Origin of the sequence: Bacillus sp. N447-1 (genome assembly GCF_022701035.1) — a bacterium.
Classification (GTDB): Bacteria; Bacillota; Bacilli; order Bacillales; family Bacillaceae_G; genus Bacillus_A; species Bacillus_A cereus.
In genome coordinates this window covers 4,843,679-4,864,899 of sequence record NZ_CP065509.1, presented here as the reverse complement: position 1 = coordinate 4,864,899, position 21,221 = coordinate 4,843,679, and the positions used below count along the sequence as shown (strand labels likewise).

Here is a 21,221-nt window from a genome sequence, read left to right as displayed (position 1 = left end):
TAACTGCTTCTCATTTTATAACATGTTATGTTTAGTGTCAATAGATGTTAGCTTTTCTTACATGATTTTTTTATAATTTTTTTCATTCTTTTTTCTAATCGCATAAATCGTTACTTTTATACGAAAAAAGCTGCCGATATCGACAGCTCCCCTTTAAGAAATTGTTAATAAATTCTTTTCAATCAATTCATCAATTGCAGAACAAATCGCAATTTTAACATGCGAATACGTTAATCCACCTTGCACATATGCAACATACGGTGGTCTAATCGGACCATCAGCAGACAATTCAATACTTGCACCTTGAATAAATGTTCCCGCCGCCATAATTACATCATCTTCATAACCTGGCATATAGTTTGCATACGGAGTAAAATGCGAATTAATTGGAGATGCATATTGAATCGCTTGGCAGAAGGCAATCATACGGTCTTTATCATCAAATTGAACAGATTGAATTAAGTCTGTTCTTGGCGCATTCCACGCTGGTGACGTGTTCATTCCTAACTTTTCTAAAAACGCAGCTGTAAAAATTGCACCTTTCAGCGCTTGTCCTGCAACATGTGGCGCTAAGAAGAACCCTTGATACATTTCTTGCAGACTGTATAAAGACGCTCCAGCTTCCGCACCAATTCCCGGAGACGTTAAACGATATGCACACGCTTCAACATACTGTTCTTTCCCGACAATATAACCACCAGTTTTAACAATTCCGCCGCCCGGGTTTTTAATAAGCGAACCCGCCATTAAATCTGCACCAACATGACATGGCTCTTGCTCTTCAATAAACTCACCATAACAGTTATCTACAAACACAACAACATCAGGTTTAATTTCTTTAACAAACGCGATCATCTCTTTAATTTGAGAAATAGTAAACGATGGACGAGTAGCATAACCTTTCGAACGCTGAATACCGATCATTTTCGTATTACTATGAATCGCTGCTGCAACAGCTTCAAAATCAACAAGCCCACCTTCAGTTAGCGGAACTGCATTGTAACCAATATTATATTCTTTAAATGAACCTACACCTTTCCCACGCACGCCAACGATTTCCTCTAACGTATCATACGGTTTTCCAGTGATGTACAACAACTCATCTCCTGGACGTAAAATACCGAATAACGCTGTAGAAATAGCGTGAGTACCTGAAATAATTTGCGGACGAACAAGTCCAGCTTCCGCTCCAAACACATCAGCATACACTTTTTCTAACGTATCACGGCCAATATCATCATAACCATAACCTGTCGTCGGGATAAAATGCGAGTCACTAATTTTATGTTTACGAAAACTTTCTAATACACGAAACTGATTACTTTCAATTACTTCATCCGCACGTTTATGTACTTCTGTAATCTGACTCTCTACTTCTTTTACGATTGGAGCAATTTTTTCTCCATTTTTCAAACGATCAAACATTTTTATTTTCTCCTTCTTCCACTAAAAATCTCTTTAATTGCACATTAAGCGATGAATGAGTAAAAATATACCCTGCACAATCATATACAAATTTATCTTCCAGAAACTCCATCTTTGCTAATAGAGTTTCCGTCTTTAAAAGCGTTAACAACTTACCTTCACTCGGAGGGATTTCCACTCGATAACGATCCATTTCTTTCTTCATCTTCGTTTCTATCGCTTCTTTTATACGCAATAAATCACTTTCTTCAAAAGCACTAGTCATTAAGAAATCACTTTTCGGAAACGGAATAAAGTTTTGATGTAATTCATCTTTTTTATTATATAACGTAATAATAGGAATATGGTTAATTTCAAGTTCTGATAATAATCGTTTTACTGTTTTTTCATGCCCTATGTAGTTAGAATCCGCGGAATCAACTACATGTAAAATGACATCTGCTTCCCCCGCTTCTTCCAGTGTCGAACGAAAAGCAGCGATTAATGAAGTGGGTAAATCTTGTATAAAACCAACAGTATCAGTTAGTAATACTGTATAACCAGAAGGTAACGGCATCTTCCTCGTCGTTGGGTCTAATGTTGCAAACAGAAGGTTTTCTTCAAACGTATCAGCTTCCGTTAATCTATTAAACAGTGTCGATTTCCCTGCATTTGTATACCCTATTAACGAAACTTGAAATACTTTATTATCTTTTCTTCTCTCACGATATCTTTTTCGATGTTCCACAACAACTGCAAGTTGTTTCTTTATTTCATCAATACGGGATCGAATATGACGACGATCCGTCTCTAATTTCGTCTCACCCGGTCCTCTCGTTCCAATACCACCACCAAGACGCGATAAGGACAATCCCTGCCCCATAAGACGCGGCATTGTATATTGCAACTGAGCTAATTCTACTTGAAGCTTACCTTCCCTCGACTTCGCACGTTGCGCAAAAATATCCAGTATTAGTTGCGTTCGATCAATTACTCTCGCATTTAATACTGAGGATAAATTCCGAATTTGACTCGGCGTTAATTCATTATTAAATACAATAACATCCGGCTCTAATTCTTCAGTTAACATTGTAAGCTCTTCTAATTTCCCTTTACCTATGTAAGTTGCCGGATGAAACTTTGGTCGTTTTTGCGTTGTTGACACTAACAATTCTGCTCGTGCAGTCTTCGCTAGTGATGCAAGCTCTTTCATGGAATGCATAAATTTTTCATCATCATCTTGTGGCAATTGACAGCCTACTAATATGACTTTTTCTTTTTCTTCCATCAAATATGTTCACTCATCCTTTTCGAAATTTAAACCTTCTAATATAATAGCAGAGGAAGCACATTTCATCTAGTTAGCGGGGGAGAAAATTCATGGCATGGGAGATTTTTAGCATCATAGGCACAATCGCTTTCGCACTAAGCGGAGCCATTGTTGCAATGGAAGAGGATTATGATATTTTCGGGGTGTATATTTTAGGAATGGCAACCGCATTTGGGGGAGGTGCCCTTCGTAATTTATTAATCGGTTATCCGATTGTCGCATTTTGGCAACAAGACATGTTATTCCAAATCGCACTTTTATCAATGACTATTATTTTTCTTTTTCCAAATAAGTTAATTAGACATTGGAAAAAGTGGGAAAATATCACTGACGCTATCGGCTTATCAGCATTTGCTGTACAAGGAGCATTATATGCCCAAAAATTAAATTTACCAATTAGCGCCACAATTGTAGCAGCTGTTTTAACTGGTATCGGCGGCGGTATCATTCGCGATCTTTTAGCCCGCAGAAAACCTCTCGTTCTTCGAGCTGAAGTATATGCCTTTTGGACAATTTTAGCAGGTTTCTTAATTGGCGCTCAAATTATTGTTAGCGATTGGGCTCTTTACATTTTATTCATTTTAATTGTTTGCTTCCGCATGGTTTCTATTCATTACAAATGGCATTTACCGCACAGACGTATCGAAACGAAAGAACGTTCAATGCATAAATAGCAATCTAACCTCTTTACATATCGTAAAGAGGTTTTTCTTTTCTAACGATTTTTTCTTTATATAATGTTTATACTAATTTTTAAAGTGAGGTGAATACACATGACAAACCACGTTAATAAAGGAGCTCAAAAAAGCTCAGTAAATCAATTCGGGCACGATCCTAATTCAGCACACGAAAAGAGCGCTAAAATGGAACACTTCCATAAAGCACACCAAGAAAAAGCAAAAAAAGAGTAAACGAACTTATACACAAAATCGACGCACAGTTTATGTACTGTGCGTCTCCTCTTCGAGCATCAAATCCATACTCGATATTCCAATTAAATCATTTTTATCATAGGCATCTTCTTGCAACAACCGCATCGCCTGTGTACGAATTGATTTTTCAACAATATTCCGTACATACCGCCCATTACTAAACGATGTAATTTGCGACGAATACTTTACAGCATGTAAATGATCCCTAAATTTCCATTCAGCCTCTTTCGATAACTGATATTCACGCTCTTCATACATTCTTTTCCCAATTTCCAACAACTGATTTACCGAGTAATCCGCAAATTCAATAATAAATGGAAAACGAGATTGCAGCCCTGGATTTAATGAAAGAAAGTGATTCATCTCTCTTGAATATCCAGCTAAAATCAATACAAAACCATGTTGTTTATCTTCCATATGTTTTACAAGCGTATCAATTGCTTCTTTTCCAAAGTCCTTCTCTCCTCCTCGAGCTAAAGAATACGCCTCATCAATAAACAAAATACCTCCCATTGCTTTTTTTATTAAGTCTCTTGTTTTTTGGGCTGTATGGCCGATGTACTCTCCTACAAGATCAGCACGTTCAGCTTCAACCAAGTGGCCTTTCGATAGAATATTCATCTCAAACAGCAATTTTCCTATCATTCTAGCAACTGTTGTCTTCCCTGTACCTGGATTCCCTTTAAACAGCATATGAAGTACTTGCTTCTCTGACTTCAATCCCTTCTCTTGTCTTTTTTTATTCACATAAATCCAAGCATATATTTCTTTTATTATCTTTTTTATATCATCCATCCCAACAAGCTTCCCCATCTCTTCTTCAATTCTCTGCAGCATTTCATGTTTAATTGTAGTTTCATTTGAAATTACCGTTTTATTTTCTGCGGCTGGCAAAGAAATTTTCTTTCGATGGTTTAACACAATATTAATTTGATTATTGTTTTTCTTTCGCATCGATTGTTCCATACAATCACCTCATTTTATCCACTCACCAAATATTATTATTCCTGTCCCCCTTGTAAATGCCTATTTTCAGAAAAGTTTGCTATAATATAAGAAATAATTAAGGTGGTGGGACTATGGAGACAACGGAATTCCATGATACAATACAAGCCTTTTCTATTTTTTTATTGAATAAAGGCCGAAAACCCTCAACTATTAAACGTTATGTTTATGACGTTGAAGACTTCGGACATTGGTTAGAAAAAAACAAAAAGCTCCCTTCCAGTAATATATGGGCTACACTTTGTACAAAAGACTACGAAGATTACTTTTCCGATTTAAAAACGAATCGACATTACTCAGAAAAAACGATGCATCGTATATTTATTGTACTAAATAGAATGCATCATTTTCTAAACATTCCTAATCCATTGAAAAATATGGAGATATCTATTCAACCAGACCGTACACTTCGTAACGAAGATTTCATTTCACCTGATGAAGAAAAAAGGTTAAAGTATATAGTCACTTCATTAGAAGGACTTTCAGAAAAACAACTTCCTGTGCGCCCCTTATTAATGGATCGCAATATTGCTATTTTAAATCTATTGATTGACTACGGTTTATCCTTACAGGAACTTACAGCATTAACAATGCATCACGTTCACTTTGAAACTAACACATTATCAATCCCAGCAACCGCAGGTGTAGAAAGAACAATTACATTAGCAAAAGAAGACAAAAAACAACTATATAATTATTACAAAAGCATCCCGGAACCAGTTCGTCCCAAATACCATAGTGATGATCCATTATTTGTCGCATTCGATTTTAACCGTGGAACATACAGATGGGTATATGAAAATGATGCACCAAAGGCATTAACGGAAATTGCTATACAAAAAATGATTCGCCTCGAAGTGGCTAGAGCCAATTTACGTAAAGGAATTTCAGGACAACATTTTCGTAACACCTATATTTTAAACTTAATAAAAAAAGAAACTCCTGAATCAGAAATTATAAAACTCGCTGGATTCAAATCAAAAATTTCATTAAAGCGATATTATCAATACGCAGAAAATAGAAAAAACGCCTTATTGTAAGGCGTTTTTTCTATTTTTTCTTTAAACAAACGATTTTACTATGACCATTTAACTAATTTCTGCATCTACTATGATGAGTTTCGTTCACATTTTCGTGAGAAAGGAGAGATTTAATGTCTCGTTATAACGACAATCAAAACAAATTCTCCAAACCATGCTTTCCAAGTAGCGCCGGACGAATCCCAAATACTCCATCAATCCCAATTACTAAAGCTCAACTTAGAACATTTCGTGCGATTATTATTGATTTAACAAAAATAATCCCAAAACTTTTCGCAAATCCATCTCCCCAAAATATTGAAGATCTAATCGATACATTGAACCTACTGAGTAAATTTATTTGTTCACTAGACGCTACTTCCTCCCTGAAAGCACAAGGGTTAGCTATTATTAAAAACTTAATAACTATATTAAGAAATCTAACCTTTGTAGCAAGCGCTGTATTTATTGAGCTTCAAAATCTCATTAACTATTTACTATACATTACAAAATTATTCCGAATTGACCCTTGCACACTTCAAGAGCTCCTTAAATTAATAGCAGCATTACAAACTGCTCTAGTTAATTCTGCTTCGTTTATTCAAGGACCTACCGGACCTACTGGACCAGCAGGCGCTACTGGTGCCACTGGACCTCAAGGACCTCAAGGTAATACAGGCGCTCAAGGACCTGCTGGTGCTACCGGCGCTACTGGACCTCAGGGACCTCAAGGTAACACTGGCGCTACCGGCAATACAGGTGCTCAAGGACCTGCTGGTGCTACCGGCGCTACTGGACCTCAGGGACCTCAAGGTAACACTGGCGCTACCGGCAATACAGGTGCTCAAGGACCTGCCGGTGCTACTGGTGCTACTGGACCTCAAGGGCCTCAAGGTAACACAGGTGCTACCGGCAATACAGGCGCTCAAGGACCTGCTGGTGCTACTGGTGCTACTGGACCTCAAGGGCCTCAAGGTAACACGGGCGCTACCGGCAATACAGGCGCTCAAGGACCTGCTGGTGCTACTGGTGCTACTGGACCTCAGGGGCCTCAAGGTGTTCAAGGTAACACGGGCGCTACCGGCGCTCAAGGACCTGCTGGTGCTACTGGTGCTACTGGACCTCAGGGGCCTCAAGGTGTTCAAGGTAACACGGGCGCTACCGGCGCTACTGGACCTCAAGGTGTTCAAGGTAACACAGGTGCTACCGGCGCTACCGGTGCCACTGGCGCTACGGGTATAGGAGTTACCGGACCTACCGGACCTTCTGGCGGGCCTCCTGGACCTACTGGACCTCAAGGCGTTCAAGGTAACACAGGTGCTACTGGTGCCACTGGCGCTACTGGACCTCAAGGTGCTCAAGGTAACACAGGTGCTACTGGTGCCACTGGACCTCAAGGCGTTCAAGGTAACACAGGTGCTACTGGTGCTACTGGTGCCACTGGCGCTACTGGACCTCAAGGTGCTCAAGGTAACACAGGTGCTACTGGTGCCACTGGACCTCAAGGCGTTCAAGGTAACACAGGTGCTACTGGTGCCACTGGCGCTACTGGACCTCAAGGTGCTCAAGGTAACACAGGTGCTACTGGTGCCACTGGCGCTACTGGACCTCAAGGTGTTCAAGGTAACACAGGTGCTACTGGTGCCACTGGTGCTACTGGACCTCAAGGTGTTCAAGGTAACACAGGTGCTACTGGTGCCACTGGCGCTACTGGACCTCAAGGCGTTCAAGGTAACACAGGTGCTACTGGTGCTACTGGTGCCACTGGTGCCACTGGTGCCACTGGCGCTACTGGACCTCAAGGCGTTCAAGGTAACACAGGTGCTACTGGTGCCACTGGCGCTACTGGACCTCAAGGTGCTCAAGGGCCTGCTGGTGCCACTGGCGCTACTGGACCTCAAGGGCCTCAAGGTAACACAGGTGCTACTGGCGCCACTGGCGCTACTGGACCTCAAGGTGTTCAAGGTAACACAGGTGCTACTGGTGCCACTGGCGCTACTGGACCTCAAGGTGTTCAAGGTAACACAGGTGCTACTGGTGCCACTGGCGCTACTGGACCTCAAGGTGCTCAAGGGCCTGCTGGTGCCACTGGCGCTACTGGACCTCAAGGCGTTCAAGGTAACACAGGTGCTACTGGTGCTACTGGTGCCACTGGACCTCAAGGTGTTCAAGGTAACACGGGTGCTACTGGTGCCACTGGCGCTACTGGACCTCAAGGTGTTCAAGGTAACACAGGTGCTACTGGTGCCACTGGACCTCAAGGTGTTCAAGGTAACACGGGTGCTACTGGCGCTACTGGTGCCACTGGACCTCAAGGTGTTCAAGGTAACACAGGTGCTACTGGTGCTACTGGACCTCAAGGTGCTCAAGGTAACACAGGTGCCACTGGACCTCAAGGTGTTCAAGGTAACACAGGTGCTACTGGTGCCACTGGCGCTACTGGACCTCAAGGCGTTCAAGGTAACACGGGTGCTACCGGTGCCACTGGACCTCAAGGTGTTCAAGGTAACACAGGTGCTACTGGTGCTACTGGTGCCACTGGACCTCAAGGTGTTCAAGGTAACACAGGTGCTACCGGTGCCACTGGACCTCAAGGTGTTCAAGGTAACACAGGTGCTACTGGTGCCACTGGCGCTACTGGACCTCAAGGCGTTCAAGGTAACACGGGTGCTACCGGTGCCACTGGACCTCAAGGTGTTCAAGGTAACACAGGTGCTACTGGTGCCACTGGCGCTACTGGACCTCAAGGCGTTCAAGGTAACACGGGTGCTACCGGACCTCAAGGCATTCAAGGACCAACGGGTGCTACCGGCGCTACTGGTATAGGAGTTACTGGACCTACTGGACCTTCTGGTGGACCTACCGGACCTACTGGGCCTACTGGACCTAGCTTCCCTATAGCAACAATTGTTGTAACAAACAATATTCAGCAAACAGTACTGCAATTTAATAACTTTATTTTTAGTACTGCAATTAACGTAAACAATATTATCTTCAACGGCACAGATACAGTTACTGTTATTAACGGTGGTATTTATGTAATTAGCGTATCCATTTCTACAACTGCGCCAGGATGCGCTCCACTCGGAGTAGGAATTTCAATTAATGGAGCAGTCGCAACTGATAATTTCTCTTCAAATTTAATAGGCGACTCACTTTCATTTACTACAATCGAAACATTAGCAGCTGGTGCAAGAATTTCTGTTCAATCTACTCTTAATGAGATTACGATCCCTGCGACAGGAAATACTAACATCCGCCTTACTGTATTTAGAATCGCTTAAATTTCATGATATATTGTTTATGACAAATAAAAAAAGAGCGAGGAAACTGAACTGCACCCCAATTGTTAGACACAGTCTAACAATTGGAGGTGCAGTTTTTCTATGGCTAAATTTACAGCTGATGAAAAAGTACAAATCGTTCTACGTTATTTGAATGGAAATGAAAGTTATCGAGAAATGGGTAAATCGATTGGTATAAGTGACACAATTATTTTGAATTGGGTAAACCAATATAAACAGAATGGTATGGAAGCTTTTCTAAAACGATGTACAAATTACACACAACAATTTAAACTAGACGTACTAAACTTTATGATTGAAAACGGTATGTCCTTATTTGAGACGGCAGCTATCTTTAACATTCCTGCCCTTCAACGATTTCTGTTTGGAAAACAGCTCGAAACACAAGGAATTGATGCCCTTCAATCTAAGAAAAAGGGGCGTCCATCCATGAAAAAAGATTCAAATAAACAAGTAAAACAAGCTTTAGCTGAAGGGTCAGTCGAAGCACTTGAAGCACGTATTCAACAGCTTGAAATGGAAAATGAGTACTTAAAAAAGTTGAATGCCTTAGTTCAAAACAAGGAAAAATCACGAAACAAGACAAGGCACAAGTAGTCTATGAATTAAGGCATAAATATTCAGTGAAGGCACTCGTGGAGCTAGCTGGTATTCCACGGAGTACGTATTATGATTTAGTAAAGAAAATGAATCGTCCGGATCAAGATGCCGATTTGAAAGCTGAAATTAAAGCAATTTATGAGGAAAATGAAGGTCGTTATGGCTACCGTCGCATTCGTGATGAGTTAACGAATCGTGATCAGAAAGTGAATCACAAGAAGGTTCAGCGCATTATGAAAGAGCTTGGATTAAAGTGTGTTGTGCGTATGAGGAAATATAAATCCTATAAAGGGAAAGTCGGTAAAATTGCACCTAATATTTTAGAGCGTAATTTTTATACAGATGCCCCGAATCAAAAATGGGTAACGGACATCACAGAGTTTAAATTGTTTGGAGAGAAACTGTATGTATCACCTGTATTAGACTTGTATAATGGTGAAATTATTACCTATACAATTGGTTCTAGACCGACGTATTCACTTGTTTCAGAGATGTTAGAGAAAGCATTAGAACGCTTACCTGAAAATCACCAGCTACTAATGCATTCGGATCAAGGATGGCATTATCAAATGAGACAGTACGTCCGGACACTTGAATCAAGAGCTATCGTCCAGAGTATGTCTCGAAAAGGCAACTGTTACGACAACGCAGTAATAGAAAATTTCTTTGGGATTATGAAGTCAGAGTTCCTATACATAAAAGAATTTGAAAATGTAGAGCACTTTAAAATAGAATTAAAAAAATATATAGATTATTATAATACGAAACGGATTAAGGCAAAATTAAAAATGAGCCCGGTACAATACCGGACTCACTTTTATCAAGCTGCCTAATGAAATAACCGTGTCTAACTTTTAGGGGTCACTTCAAATTCGCTCTTTTTTTGTTATGTACAATAATTCATTACTACTCTAATTCAATTGAAACATTTTTTTGTGGTACAAATGTAGAAATTGCATGTTTATAAATAAGCTGTTGCTTACCTTCTGTTTCCAGTAGGACTGTAAAATTATCAAATCCTTTAATTAATCCACGAAGCTGGAAACCATTTAATAAGTACAGCGTAACAAACGTATTCTCTTTACGGAGTTGATTTAAAAATTGATCTTGAATATTGATTGATTGCTTCATGTCGAATCCTCCTCTTTTTCTCTACTTACTATTATTCGACTTTAGTTGTAGCTTTCCTTCTATGTATCGTAAAATTTCTGACGTTTTTTCACCGTCTGTAACATCAAACCATGTGACATCCATCTTATTACGGAACCACGTTAATTGACGTTTTGCATAACGACGTGAATTTGTCTTTAATTGTGATACCGCTTCTTCTAAAGAGACACGATTCTCAAAATAATCGTATAACTCTTTATACCCAATCGCTTGAATAGATTGACACTCTCGTATCCCGCTATTATACAATCCTTCTACTTCTTCTAATAAACCTTGGTCCATCATTATATCAACTCGTAAGTTAATGCGATCGTATAGCATTTCTCGATCCATTGTCAAGCCAATCAAGGAAACATCGTATAATAACTCGTTTTCTTGTTTTTCAAGTTGATCACTCATTTTTTCACCCGTCGTGTGGAAAATTTCTAACGCTCTAATGACACGACGTACATTATTTGCATGAATACGCTCAGCACTTTCTGGGTCTACTTCTTGTAATTTCTTATGTACATATTCCACACCACGTTCTAATGCTAACTTTTCCATTTGTTCTCGGTATATAGTATCGCCAGCATCATCCGTAAACTGATAATCGAATAAAACAGATTGTATATACAGACCAGTTCCACCAACGATAATTGGCAATTTACCACGCTCTGTAATCTCTCGAATATGCTTACGAACACGTTCTTGAAATTCGGCAACAGAAAATGATTCTTCCGGATTTTTTATATCGACCATATAATGCGGAATTCCATCCATCTCTTCTTTTGTCACCTTTGCAGTTCCAATATCCATCGTACGATAAATCTGCATGGAATCTCCACTTATAATTTCACCATTCAACGCTTTGGCAAGATCAATACTTAACTTCGTCTTTCCAACAGCAGTTGGTCCAATGATGACAGCAACTTTTTCACGTTGCACTTCTCCCATATCATTCAACTCTCTTTATGTAATGTACTCCATCTATTGATTATATCCAATCTTACCAATTTTAACGGCATGATTGCAAGTTCTTTCATTCCGGTACATGAAATTACAAATAAAAAAGAACATAGTTTGTCCAATTCCGCATATACATGATTAAAAATACCTTCGAGAGGATGAGTTGACTATGAAACAATCCACCATCAATTTTTCATCTTTAACAAAAGACCTTATTTTAGCTACTGCTACAAAAGAACAAAATTGTTCACAAGAAGAATTATATTTCGCCTTAAATTGTTTGCTACGTTCTTTTCATTCTACTCTCCAAGAAACAACATTACATCCAGAAAATAAAAATACAGAGTATATACAAAATCAATTTTGCAGTGCATATAAAATTATTACAGGTAAAACTATTTATCCTTTTCAATAATCCATAAAAAGCGGTTGCCTACACACTTTCAAGCAACCGCCTTTTATATTAATACATATACACTATTTGATTACTTTCACTTTTACAGATTTGCGCCCCCAGCTATCGGCACTACCATCTGAACCGACTAATACATCAATACGATTTCCTTTAATCGCACCACCAGTATCTCCAGCAATCGCTTCTCCATATCCTTCTACCCATACTTTTGATCCAAGCGGAATTACTTTAGGATCAACAGCAATTACTTTCATATTCGGATTTGCTGTTAAATCATGCCCCATTGCAGTTAATACACGACCACCATACGTACCATTCTCACTTGGATGCGCTGTATACGCTGTCGCTTCTACTGTTATTTCACGTCCACCAGCAGGTGCACTTGTTTCAGTAGATTTCGTAACTTGTTTCGTAGTTGACTGCTGTTTTGCCACAGGTTTACTTGATTCTACATTTTTAACAGACTCTTTGCTCTTAACTACTTTATTATTTTTAACCGGCGTATTTACTCTTACTGGCGCCTCTTCTTGCGTTACAACTTCTTTCTTTTCAATTACAGGTGCCGTCCCTGTTAAAAATGGCATGTGAACATATCCTGTTTTTCCATTATAGTCAAATTGTAACCATTCATTTTGAACTTGATTTGTCGTTTCAATTACATCATCTTTATTCAGTTTACCAAGAATTTCAGAGTCAGTATTCGCTCCAGCACGAACATTTAACACGCCCGGCGTTACATAATATGTACTTTTTGTAAATTCAGCACTTACAAACGCTTCTTTACCATTTAATTTAATTTTTGCCCATCCGTTTTCTGTATTTATAACATCTAATTTATTTCCACTTAACATTTTACCTACAAGCTTTGACTCTACAGTTGGGTTTTCTCTAACATTTAATACGTCTGTTGTTACAATCGTTTCTGCTTTCGCAGAACCTGCAAAAATCCCAAGACCAAAAACTGCCGCCGTTGCTATACCTAATAATTTTTTCATGAATAGCCTCCATTTGCTTTGTTTTCGTATTTTCATTATAGCAACAGATTTTTAGGATTTTTAGAAATCACACAATTACAAACCATTCGTAATACACGATTAATGAGTTGTAACATAAATTTCCATATTAATGAATTCCATTTCTAATAGAATCCCCAATAGTTTTCATATATTTTCCACATACTAGCCCAGAATTTTTTCCAAAAAATTACAGTATTACTTTTTTGTTACAAAAAAACCATATTTCATTACATCTTTTACCAAAAATCATCATTCTCCAATTATTAATCTCCTTTTTTGTAATAAAAAAGAGCAGCTAATAAAAGCTACTCCTTTTTCATGTGTTATTTAACTTTCTTTTTCCAAATCCCCATCATAAGAGCTGAAATAACTGTCCCTATGAATATCGAGAAAATATATAGCACCGGTTTATTTACTAATGCGATAACAAACAATCCACCATGCGGTGCCGGTAATGTAATTTGGAATAACATAGATAACGCACCTGCAATACTTGAACCAACAACACAACTTACGATTACTCGAACCGGATCTGCAGCTGCAAACGGAATCGCACCTTCTGTAATGAACGACGCTCCCATAATATAATTTGTTAAACCAGATTTACGTTCCGCTTCTGTAAACTTTGATTTAAAGAATGTAGTTGCGAATGCAATCGCAAGTGGTGGTACCATCCCACCAGCCATAACTGCTGAGTGCACTCCAAAATTCTGCGCTTCTATTGCAGCAATACCAAACGTAAATGCCGCTTTATTAATTGGCCCCCCCATATCAATTGCCATCATACCACCTAAAATAAGACCTAGTAATATAGCATTCGTACCGTTTAAACCATTTAACCACCCTGTCAACATTTCATTTAATGCTACTACAGGCGGAATTACTACTTTTTGCATTACAACTCCTGTAATCAATAATCCAAAGACTGGATATAACAATACAGGTTTAATTCCTTCTAATTGTACTGGTAGTCCTGAAAATAATCTTTTCAACCCTAAAACAACATATCCAGCTAAGAAACCAGCAATTAATCCACCTAAAAATCCAGCATTCGCATTCGCCGCTAAAAATCCACCTACAACACCAGGCATAAAACCAGGACGATCAGCAATAGAACTTGCAATAAATCCAGCTAAAATTGGTACAAGGAATAAAAACGCACCTGTTTTTCCTCCACCAATTGACATGAACAATTCAGCTAAAGGACCTTCCGCCTTTATACCACCAAACGAAAACGCTAGCGCTATTAAAATCCCGCCACCAACAACGAATGGAAGCATATTACTTACACCGCTCATTAAATGCTTATAAATTCCTAATCCTTTTTCTCCCTCAATACTTTCTGATTTCCCGTCCTCTTTTACACCTTTAAAGATTGGTGCATCTTGTTTGACAGCTCGCTTAAGCAGATTTTCCGTTTTTCGAATCCCATCAGCAACTGGCACTTGAATGACATGTTTACCAGCAAAACGATTCATTTCTACTTGTTTATCCGCCGCAACAATAATAGCTGTTGCACGTTCAATATCCTCTTTCGTTAAACCGTTTTTAATACCTGTTGATCCGTTTGTTTCAACTTTAATCGCTATTCCTAACTCTGTCGCTTTTGCTTTTAAGCTATCCGCTGCCATATATGTGTGAGCGATTCCAGTTGGACAAGCTGTAACAGCAAGTACGTACGGTTCATTTCCTTCTGGTTTTGCGACTTCAATCTCTTCTTCTTTTTCATTCTCTTTTTCATCAAATAGTTGAAGAAGCTCACTTTCATCCTTTGCTTCTAATAGTTGCTTGCGAAATCCTTCATCCATTAATAATGTCGATAAACGAGACAACGTTTCTAAATGAGTATTATTCGCTCCTTCACTTGCAGCAATCATAAAGAATAAGTGTGCTGGCTGTCCGTCAAGCGACTCATAATTGATACCGCTTACACTTCTACCAAAACAAATCGATGGTTGTTTAACAGCCTTTGTCTTCGCATGAGGTATTGCAATACCTTCCCCTATTCCAGTCGTACTTTGGGCCTCCCGCTTTAAAATAGCTTCTTTAAATTCCGTTTTACTATTTAAACGATTTGCCCCGTTTAATTTCTCAACTAATTCATCTATGACAGCTTCTTTATTTGAAGCTGTCAAATCCATAATGACTGTATCCCTTTTTAATAGTTCTGTAATTTTCATATGTTGCTTCCCCCTATCGCTTAGCTACAATTACTTGCGACAATAATTCTTCTACTTTTTCCTTCTTACATAAATCAGCTGAAAATGCTGTTGCACTCCCTGTTGCAACGCCGTAATGAAATGCCTTTTCAATATCTTTTGTCTGTTCATATTTGCCTACAAACCCTGCAACAAGAGAATCCCCGGCCCCAACTGAATTAATTACAACACCTTTTGGAACAGTCGCTTCATATATACCTTCTGCCGTAAATAATAAAGCTCCCTCTCCAGCCATCGATACGATAACGTGTTTTACACCTTGTTCAATTAATTTTCTTCCATAAGGTAAAACGTCCTCTACTGTTGAAAGCTCCACTCCAAACAACTCACCAAGTTCATGGTGGTTTGGCTTAATTAAAAATGGCTTATTTTTAATTACATGTTGCAGTGCACTTCCACTTGCATCTACTACTACACGAATACCTTTTTCAGCTCCAAACGCAGCAATTGATTCGTAAAAGGTACTTGGAATAGAAACTGGTACACTCCCAGCAAGTACAACACAATCTCCAGGTTGCATACTCTCAATTTTTTTCATTAACTGTTCGAACTGCTCTTTTGTTACAATAGGACCTTGGCCATTTAATTCTGTTTCTTCTTCCCCTTTTATTTTCACATTAATGCGAGTATCTTCATCTACTTGGACGAAGTTTGTTGTTACACCTTCCGTCTGTAATACCTCTTTAATAAATTGACCAGTAAATCCACCAGTAAATCCAAGTGCTATATTTTTAACACCTAAACGCTGAAGAACACGAGAAACATTAATTCCTTTTCCTCCAGGAAACTTCATATCTTTTTCCGCTCGATTTATTGTTCCTAAATCAAAGGAAGAAACTTGCACTACATAATCAATAGATGGGTTTAAAGTAACTGTATAGATCATTGTTTATCAGCCTCAATTACATTGGTTTGTTGTTTATATTTTTCTAAATCAATTTCTAAATGGTTTGTAATAATATTTGCATCTTCAACATTTGCAATTTTCGCAAACGCAACTTCTGAAAACTTACTTTCATCAATTAAGAAATATCCTTCGTTTGCTAATGTTAATGCCATTTGTTTTAAGAGCGCTTCTTCTGGATCTGGCGTTGTAAAGCCAAGCTGTTCATGTACACCATTTGCACCTAAAAAACATTTATCAAAACGATACTTCTGCATACTTTCCTGTGCCATAGCACCGATTAAAGCTTTCGTCCTACTCTTCATCATTCCGCCTAGTAAATACGCACGAATATTATTTTCAACTAAAGCTTCAATATGCATAAGTCCATTCGTAACGACAGTAACATCTTTATTTATTAAAAATGGAATCATTTCAAATGTTGTACTTCCTGCATCTAAATAAATACAATCACCTTGTTCAATAATGCTAGCCGCATACTTAGCAATTTGTTGTTTTATTTGAATGTTTTTGGATGATTTTTCGACCATCGTTGGTTCTTGCCCTTTTCCTGTTAAAACAGCGGCACCACCATGAACTCTTTTTAATAACCTTTGCTTTTCCAATTGTGCTAAATCACGGCGAATTGTCGACTCAGAGCTTTCTGTTCTTTCAACTAATTGCTGTAATTTTACAACTTTCTGTTCTTTTACAAGTTGCAATATCATTTGATGACGTTCAGGAGTTAACATTTTATTCACCTCTTCTTTGATTACAGTATAATGAAAACGGTCACAAAAATCAACCATAAACAATCAAAAATAACCAAAAACATCCACAAACATTTATAAACAGCAAAAAAAGAAACCTATTCGATCAAACAATCAAATAGATTTCTTTTCTAAATTCACTTATAAAGAAGCTTTATATATACTTAAAACATCATCTTTATTTAATTTTTTAAAGTTACCAAATTCACCATACGCCATCGCTTTATCCGCCATTAAATCAATTTCATTTTCTCCAATAGCGTAATCAGATAATGTTACTGGCGCCTCAATTGAAGTCCAAAATTGACGTAACGCCTGAATTCCTTCTAACGCAATTTCTCGATCAGTCTTTCCATCTGTTTCTACATTGAATACTCGAATAGCAAACTGTTTAAAACGACTTACATTTCCCTCTACAACATGCTTCATCCAGTTCGGGAATAAAATCGCAAGGCCACCCCCGTGTGGTATATCATGAACAGCAGAAACTGCATGCTCAATATTATGAGTCGCCCAATCTCCTTTTACTCCCATTGCTAAAATGCCGTTTAACGCCATAGTACCACAATATAAAATAGTTTCTCTATGCTCATAATTTTCTAAATCACTTAAAAGCTTAGGAGCTGTCTCAATTACTGTTTTTAAAACAGCTTCACAATAACGATCTTGTAGTTCTGTATTCGTTCCATGATGGAAATATTGTTCTAATACGTGCGACATAATATCTACCATACCGTAAATTGTTTGATCTTTCGGTACAGAAGTAGTATGAACTGGATCTAAAATCGAAAACTGCGGGAAAGTAACCGGGCTACCCCATCCATACTTTTCATTCGTTTCCCAGTTTGTAATTACCGAGCCTGCATTCATTTCAGATCCTGTTGCTGCAAGAGTAAGTACAGTACCAAATGGTAATGCCTCATTAGCAAATGTTTTTTTCGTTACAATATCCCATACATCTCCATCGTACTTACTACCAGCTGCAATTGCCTTCGTACAGTCGATTACACTTCCTCCACCAACTGCTAAAATAAATTCAACACCATTCTCTTTACAAATTTGAATCCCTTTCTTTACAGTTGATACACGTGGATTCGGTTCAACACCTGTTAATTCAAATACTTCTGCATTAATATCCTTTAAAATAGAAATTACATTATCATAAATACCGTTTCTTTTAATGCTGCCTCCCCCGTATACGAGAAGAACTTTTTTACCGAACTGTGGAATTTCAGTTTTTAACTGTTCTAATTGACCTTTACCGAAAATAAGTTTCGTTGGATTACGAAATACAAAATTTTGCATATTTCTTTACCATCCCTTCTATATGAAAAGCAACTATACTTTTGTATACCATATTTTTTTCATTTCACAAAAATATTTGCCTAATAAAAAAATCCCAGCCTACAGGCTGAGATTTTTTTATTGGTAATAAGGTGAGATCATTAAGTAAACAATAACACCAGATAAACTTACATATAACCAAATCGGCATCGTCCAACGTACAATTTTACGGTGACGTGTTAATTGATTTGTAAAACCAAATACAAGCGCAAACAATGCAAGTGGTACGATAATTGCTGCTAGGATAATATGTGTAATTAAAATGATGAAATACACATATTTAATGAATCCTTCTCCGCCAAAATGTGTTGCCGGTGCTAAGTAATGATACGATAAATACGACACACAAAATAGTAAAGTTGTCGTAAATGCTGCAAGGATAAAACCACGATGCATTTTCACATTCTTTTTAATAATAGAGAATAACGCTGCTAATAAAAATACGAACGTAAAGCTATTAAAAATCGCGTTTAACATTGGTAAAATCGTTACATCAAAATGTACTTCTCCTTCATAGCCAACAGGTCCAAAGAACAAAAATAAAATAATCGCATTTACAATTACAGAAAGCGTTATCACAATAGGAGCATAGCTTTTCTGATTTGTTGATTGATCCACCAAAATGGTCACTCCCTCTTCCTTCAAGTATGTATACATAACCTCACTATTTTAACATATTATTCACAGTGTAAATGTGACAATAGTTTGACACAGCAAGACCAGACAAAGAAAAAAATCCTTCTTAATAAAACTTCTTAAGAAGGATTTTATCGCTTTATTATTCAAATAGCAATGCGATTAGTTTTTGTTAAAAAATGTATCGCTATATGCTTGAAAAATTTCAGACACTTGATATCCCATTAATGAAATTGCTGTTAATGAAAAGAAACCAATCATAAGAAATCGAAACCACATATAAATCTCCTCCTTGTATTTAGCTTAAAAAACGTTAGCTACCTTACAAGTTGAGTGGCACTCTTCATCATCACTTTCCTTTTTCCTTACAATTGCTGTAATAAATCGAATCATAAAGAAAACTACAAAAGGAAATTGTTCGTAATTCACATTGGCATAGTTTAGCAACGGCTCGCGCTGCACATCGAACGGAGATGAGAAGGAATAGAACATACCTTGCTCTTCCATATATACAATTACAATTTTCATGCAAAATACGATTCCTAGAAACGAAACAATATCTTGCCATTCTGTCGTATATAACAGGTTATACAGCTCTAATACGTACTCTTCCATCATCATCCCCCCTTCCTTTTTTACCATTTTGCTCGCCTTCGTATAAAAAGTCAAGAAAAAAGTTTATATCCACTATGACAATAGTAATTACTTGTTTCTATGATTATATATGATTCTTTTATAGCAATGACTGGGTGTAACTCTCTTCGAAAATAAGAAAATTAGAATCGAACAGATTCCTCATTCTTACTTTTAGGATTCAAAACTGTGCTATTTTTATTTCTATTAAAAATAAAATAAGAAAGTATGATAAGAACTGTAACAAACATTGTTAAAAGTGCTTGTGAACGTAAAGTATCAATTGCGAACATCGCAACTAAAACTGCTATAATAGCAGCAATTGTAACATATGTTACATACGGAAAAAGCCACATTTTCACTTTCAAATTTTGTTGTTCTACTTTCCCCATTTTTTTACGCATCTTTAAATGCGAAACTGCAATAACGAGATAAACTAGTAACGCAATCCCGCCAGATGCATTCACTAAAAACAAAAAGACTTTATCTGGAGAAATGTAACTAAACACAACTCCAATATAAGCGAAGAAAGTTCCAAATAAAACCGCTCGAACGGGAACACCACTACTGTTCAATTTTAAAAATGACTTTGGAGCATCTCCTCTTTCTGCCATTGAAAAAAGCATTCTTGAATTTGTATATAAGCCTGAATTTAAGCAAGAAAGTACAGCTGTTAAAACGATAAAATTCATAATTTGTGCTGCCGCTGGTATTCCTATATGTTCAAGTACAGCTACAAATGGACTTTTTAATATGTTTGCTGAATTCCATGGCAGTAGCGTAACAACTACCGCTATAGACCCAATAAAAAATACAAGAATACGCCAAATCACACTGTTTGTTGCTGTTTTTACTGCTTTTACAGGTTCTGCAGATTCACCAGCCGCTACTGCTACAATCTCTGATCCCATAAATGAAAATATAACAACAGTAATTCCAAGCAGGACCGAACTTATACCGTTTGGCATAAATCCACCTTGTCCAATTAAATTCGAAGTGCCGGGTGCTTCTGTTCCTGGAACAAATCCTAAAATAACAGCAAGACCTAGACAAAGGAACAAAACAATACTTATTACTTTAATAAAAGAAAACCAATATTCAAACTCTCCAAATGATTTCACCGAAAAAACGTTCGTCAGCGTTAATAAAATTGTTAATATTAAACTTAATAACCAAAGCGGTATTTGTGGAATCCAATATTGGATAATACCAGCACCTGCTGTGGCTTCTATTGCAATAACAATTACCCAAAAAAACCAGTATAACCAGCCTATTGTATAACCCGCCCAAGGACCAATCGCTTCTCTTGCATACGTTGCAAATGAACCACTTGTCGGATTAACAGCTGCCATTTCTCCTAGCATTCTCATGACGAAAATGACTAGAAGTCCTGCTAATGCATATGAAACGATAGAACCTGGTCCTGCCGAATGTACAACTGCACCACTTCCAACAAACAAACCAGCCCCTATTACGCCGCCAATTGAAATCATTGTAATGTGGCGTATTTTGAGGTCTTTCTTTAGATTTTTATCCAAATCTTGTACATCCCCTTCCAAACTAAATTTTGAAACTTATGTAAGAGTACTGTG

19 protein-coding genes are annotated in these 21,221 nt (G+C 37.8%); 6 read left to right on the top strand and 13 right to left on the bottom strand.

The genetic code is table 11. The annotated features are described in order from the left end of the window. Positions 1–153 precede the first annotated feature (153 nt). The gene (locus IQ781_RS24920; RefSeq protein ID WP_000460302.1) at positions 154–1,425 is read right to left on the bottom strand and encodes a methionine gamma-lyase family protein; all 1,272 of its coding nucleotides are present in this window, start codon (positions 1,423–1,425) and stop codon (positions 154–156) included. Further along, positions 1,418–2,692 carry a GTPase HflX gene (hflX, locus tag IQ781_RS24915; protein WP_139846899.1) on the bottom strand — a complete coding sequence of 425 codons (1,275 nt, stop codon included), beginning with the start codon at positions 2,690–2,692 and terminating at the stop codon, positions 1,418–1,420. Before hflX ends, IQ781_RS24920 begins: the two co-directional genes overlap by 8 nt. A 92-nt stretch (positions 2,693–2,784) precedes the next feature. On the opposite strand from hflX, the gene IQ781_RS24910 reads away from it, so the two are divergent. Beyond that, positions 2,785–3,408, top strand: a complete 624-nt coding sequence (locus tag IQ781_RS24910) for a trimeric intracellular cation channel family protein (protein ID WP_000312267.1) — start codon at positions 2,785–2,787, stop codon at positions 3,406–3,408. A gap of 99 nt (positions 3,409–3,507) precedes the next feature. Beyond that, complete coding sequence (locus tag IQ781_RS24905; protein WP_000181500.1) at positions 3,508–3,645, top strand: hypothetical protein; 138 nt, start codon at positions 3,508–3,510, stop codon at positions 3,643–3,645. A 30-nt stretch (positions 3,646–3,675) separates the two neighbouring features. On the opposite strand, the gene spoVK is transcribed toward IQ781_RS24905, so the two are convergent. Further along, positions 3,676–4,632, bottom strand: a complete 957-nt coding sequence (gene spoVK, locus IQ781_RS24900; protein WP_000438178.1) for a stage V sporulation protein K — start codon at positions 4,630–4,632, stop codon at positions 3,676–3,678. 113 nt (positions 4,633–4,745) lie between these two features. Here spoVK and IQ781_RS24895 point away from each other — a divergent pair, with 113 nt between their 5' ends. The 3 genes from IQ781_RS24895 to IQ781_RS24880 all read left to right on the top strand — a co-directional run bounded on the left by IQ781_RS24895 (position 4,746) and on the right by IQ781_RS24880 (position 10,428). After that, positions 4,746–5,711: a tyrosine-type recombinase/integrase gene (locus tag IQ781_RS24895; protein ID WP_139846900.1), complete on the top strand. Its 966-nt coding sequence runs from the start codon at positions 4,746–4,748 to the stop codon at positions 5,709–5,711. A gap of 113 nt (positions 5,712–5,824) precedes the next feature. Next, positions 5,825–8,974 (top strand): Gly-Xaa-Xaa repeat protein, encoded by a 3,150-nt coding sequence (locus tag IQ781_RS28500; RefSeq protein ID WP_481748661.1) that lies wholly within the window; start codon positions 5,825–5,827, stop codon positions 8,972–8,974. A 102-nt stretch (positions 8,975–9,076) separates the two neighbouring features. Then, a protein-coding gene (locus IQ781_RS24880) for an IS3 family transposase (protein ID WP_242808199.1) occupies positions 9,077–10,428 on the top strand; the annotation gives its coding sequence in 2 pieces (ribosomal slippage) (positions 9,077–9,527 and positions 9,527–10,428; 1,353 coding nt in all). Between the two features lie 73 nt (positions 10,429–10,501). Here the strand turns inward: IQ781_RS24880 and hfq are convergent. Continuing rightward, a complete protein-coding gene (gene hfq, locus IQ781_RS24875; RefSeq protein WP_000813896.1) occupies positions 10,502–10,726 on the bottom strand; it encodes an RNA chaperone Hfq in 225 nt (74 codons plus the stop codon). A gap of 21 nt (positions 10,727–10,747) precedes the next feature. Continuing rightward, the gene (miaA, locus tag IQ781_RS24870) at positions 10,748–11,701 is read right to left on the bottom strand and encodes a tRNA (adenosine(37)-N6)-dimethylallyltransferase MiaA (protein ID WP_139846741.1); all 954 of its coding nucleotides are present in this window, start codon (positions 11,699–11,701) and stop codon (positions 10,748–10,750) included. Positions 11,702–11,882: 181 nt separating this feature from the next. Here miaA and IQ781_RS24865 point away from each other — a divergent pair, with 181 nt between their 5' ends. Next, positions 11,883–12,128, top strand: coding sequence for a hypothetical protein (locus IQ781_RS24865; RefSeq protein WP_000814419.1), 246 nt, complete (start codon positions 11,883–11,885; stop codon positions 12,126–12,128). A 62-nt stretch (positions 12,129–12,190) separates the two neighbouring features. Here IQ781_RS24865 and entD read toward each other — a convergent pair whose 3' ends face one another. From entD to gabP, 8 genes are all read right to left on the bottom strand, one after another. Beyond that, positions 12,191–13,123 (bottom strand): cell wall-binding protein EntD, encoded by a 933-nt coding sequence (gene entD, locus IQ781_RS24860; protein WP_060487491.1) that lies wholly within the window; start codon positions 13,121–13,123, stop codon positions 12,191–12,193. Positions 13,124–13,467: 344 nt separating this feature from the next. Further along, a complete protein-coding gene (locus IQ781_RS24855) occupies positions 13,468–15,324 on the bottom strand; it encodes a PTS fructose transporter subunit IIABC (RefSeq protein ID WP_139846740.1) in 1,857 nt (618 codons plus the stop codon). A gap of 13 nt (positions 15,325–15,337) precedes the next feature. Next, positions 15,338–16,249: a 1-phosphofructokinase gene (pfkB, locus tag IQ781_RS24850; RefSeq protein WP_139846739.1), complete on the bottom strand. Its 912-nt coding sequence runs from the start codon at positions 16,247–16,249 to the stop codon at positions 15,338–15,340. Continuing rightward, a complete protein-coding gene (locus IQ781_RS24845) occupies positions 16,246–16,998 on the bottom strand; it encodes a DeoR/GlpR family DNA-binding transcription regulator (protein ID WP_098213149.1) in 753 nt (250 codons plus the stop codon). The genes pfkB and IQ781_RS24845 overlap by 4 nt, the downstream gene beginning before the upstream one ends. A gap of 159 nt (positions 16,999–17,157) precedes the next feature. Then, positions 17,158–18,321 (bottom strand): iron-containing alcohol dehydrogenase, encoded by a 1,164-nt coding sequence (locus IQ781_RS24840; protein ID WP_001179093.1) that lies wholly within the window; start codon positions 18,319–18,321, stop codon positions 17,158–17,160. A gap of 117 nt (positions 18,322–18,438) precedes the next feature. Then, positions 18,439–18,981 carry a DUF420 domain-containing protein gene (locus IQ781_RS24835; RefSeq protein ID WP_000228315.1) on the bottom strand — a complete coding sequence of 181 codons (543 nt, stop codon included), beginning with the start codon at positions 18,979–18,981 and terminating at the stop codon, positions 18,439–18,441. A 318-nt stretch (positions 18,982–19,299) separates the two neighbouring features. Continuing rightward, positions 19,300–19,638: a hypothetical protein gene (locus tag IQ781_RS24830; protein WP_121868051.1), complete on the bottom strand. Its 339-nt coding sequence runs from the start codon at positions 19,636–19,638 to the stop codon at positions 19,300–19,302. Between the two features lie 134 nt (positions 19,639–19,772). Beyond that, positions 19,773–21,167, bottom strand: coding sequence for a GABA permease (gabP, locus tag IQ781_RS24825; RefSeq protein ID WP_000360113.1), 1,395 nt, complete (start codon positions 21,165–21,167; stop codon positions 19,773–19,775). Between the last annotated feature and the right edge of the window lie 54 nt (positions 21,168–21,221).

Bases quoted from the DNA above. Each gene is read 5' to 3' on its own strand.
- IQ781_RS24920 (WP_000460302.1), bottom strand. From the start codon at position 1,425: ATGTTTGATCGTTTGAAAAATGGAGAAAAAATTGCTCCAATCGTAAAA.
- IQ781_RS28500 (WP_481748661.1), top strand. From the start codon at position 5,825: ATGTCTCGTTATAACGACAATCAAAACAAATTCTCCAAACCATGCTTT.
- pfkB (WP_139846739.1), bottom strand. From the start codon at position 16,249: ATGATCTATACAGTTACTTTAAACCCATCTATTGATTATGTAGTGCAA.
- miaA (WP_139846741.1), bottom strand. From the start codon at position 11,701: ATGGGAGAAGTGCAACGTGAAAAAGTTGCTGTCATCATTGGACCAACT.
- IQ781_RS24830 (WP_121868051.1), bottom strand. From the start codon at position 19,638: ATGGTAAAAAAGGAAGGGGGGATGATGATGGAAGAGTACGTATTAGAG.
- IQ781_RS24840 (WP_001179093.1), bottom strand. From the start codon at position 18,321: ATGCAAAATTTTGTATTTCGTAATCCAACGAAACTTATTTTCGGTAAA.
- hfq (WP_000813896.1), bottom strand. From the start codon at position 10,726: ATGAAGCAATCAATCAATATTCAAGATCAATTTTTAAATCAACTCCGT.
- IQ781_RS24905 (WP_000181500.1), top strand. From the start codon at position 3,508: ATGACAAACCACGTTAATAAAGGAGCTCAAAAAAGCTCAGTAAATCAA.
- IQ781_RS24895 (WP_139846900.1), top strand. From the start codon at position 4,746: ATGGAGACAACGGAATTCCATGATACAATACAAGCCTTTTCTATTTTT.
- IQ781_RS24855 (WP_139846740.1), bottom strand. From the start codon at position 15,324: ATGAAAATTACAGAACTATTAAAAAGGGATACAGTCATTATGGATTTG.
- IQ781_RS24865 (WP_000814419.1), top strand. From the start codon at position 11,883: ATGAAACAATCCACCATCAATTTTTCATCTTTAACAAAAGACCTTATT.
- hflX (WP_139846899.1), bottom strand. From the start codon at position 2,692: ATGGAAGAAAAAGAAAAAGTCATATTAGTAGGCTGTCAATTGCCACAA.
- spoVK (WP_000438178.1), bottom strand. From the start codon at position 4,632: ATGGAACAATCGATGCGAAAGAAAAACAATAATCAAATTAATATTGTG.
- entD (WP_060487491.1), bottom strand. From the start codon at position 13,123: ATGAAAAAATTATTAGGTATAGCAACGGCGGCAGTTTTTGGTCTTGGG.
- IQ781_RS24845 (WP_098213149.1), bottom strand. From the start codon at position 16,998: ATGTTAACTCCTGAACGTCATCAAATGATATTGCAACTTGTAAAAGAA.
- IQ781_RS24910 (WP_000312267.1), top strand. From the start codon at position 2,785: ATGGCATGGGAGATTTTTAGCATCATAGGCACAATCGCTTTCGCACTA.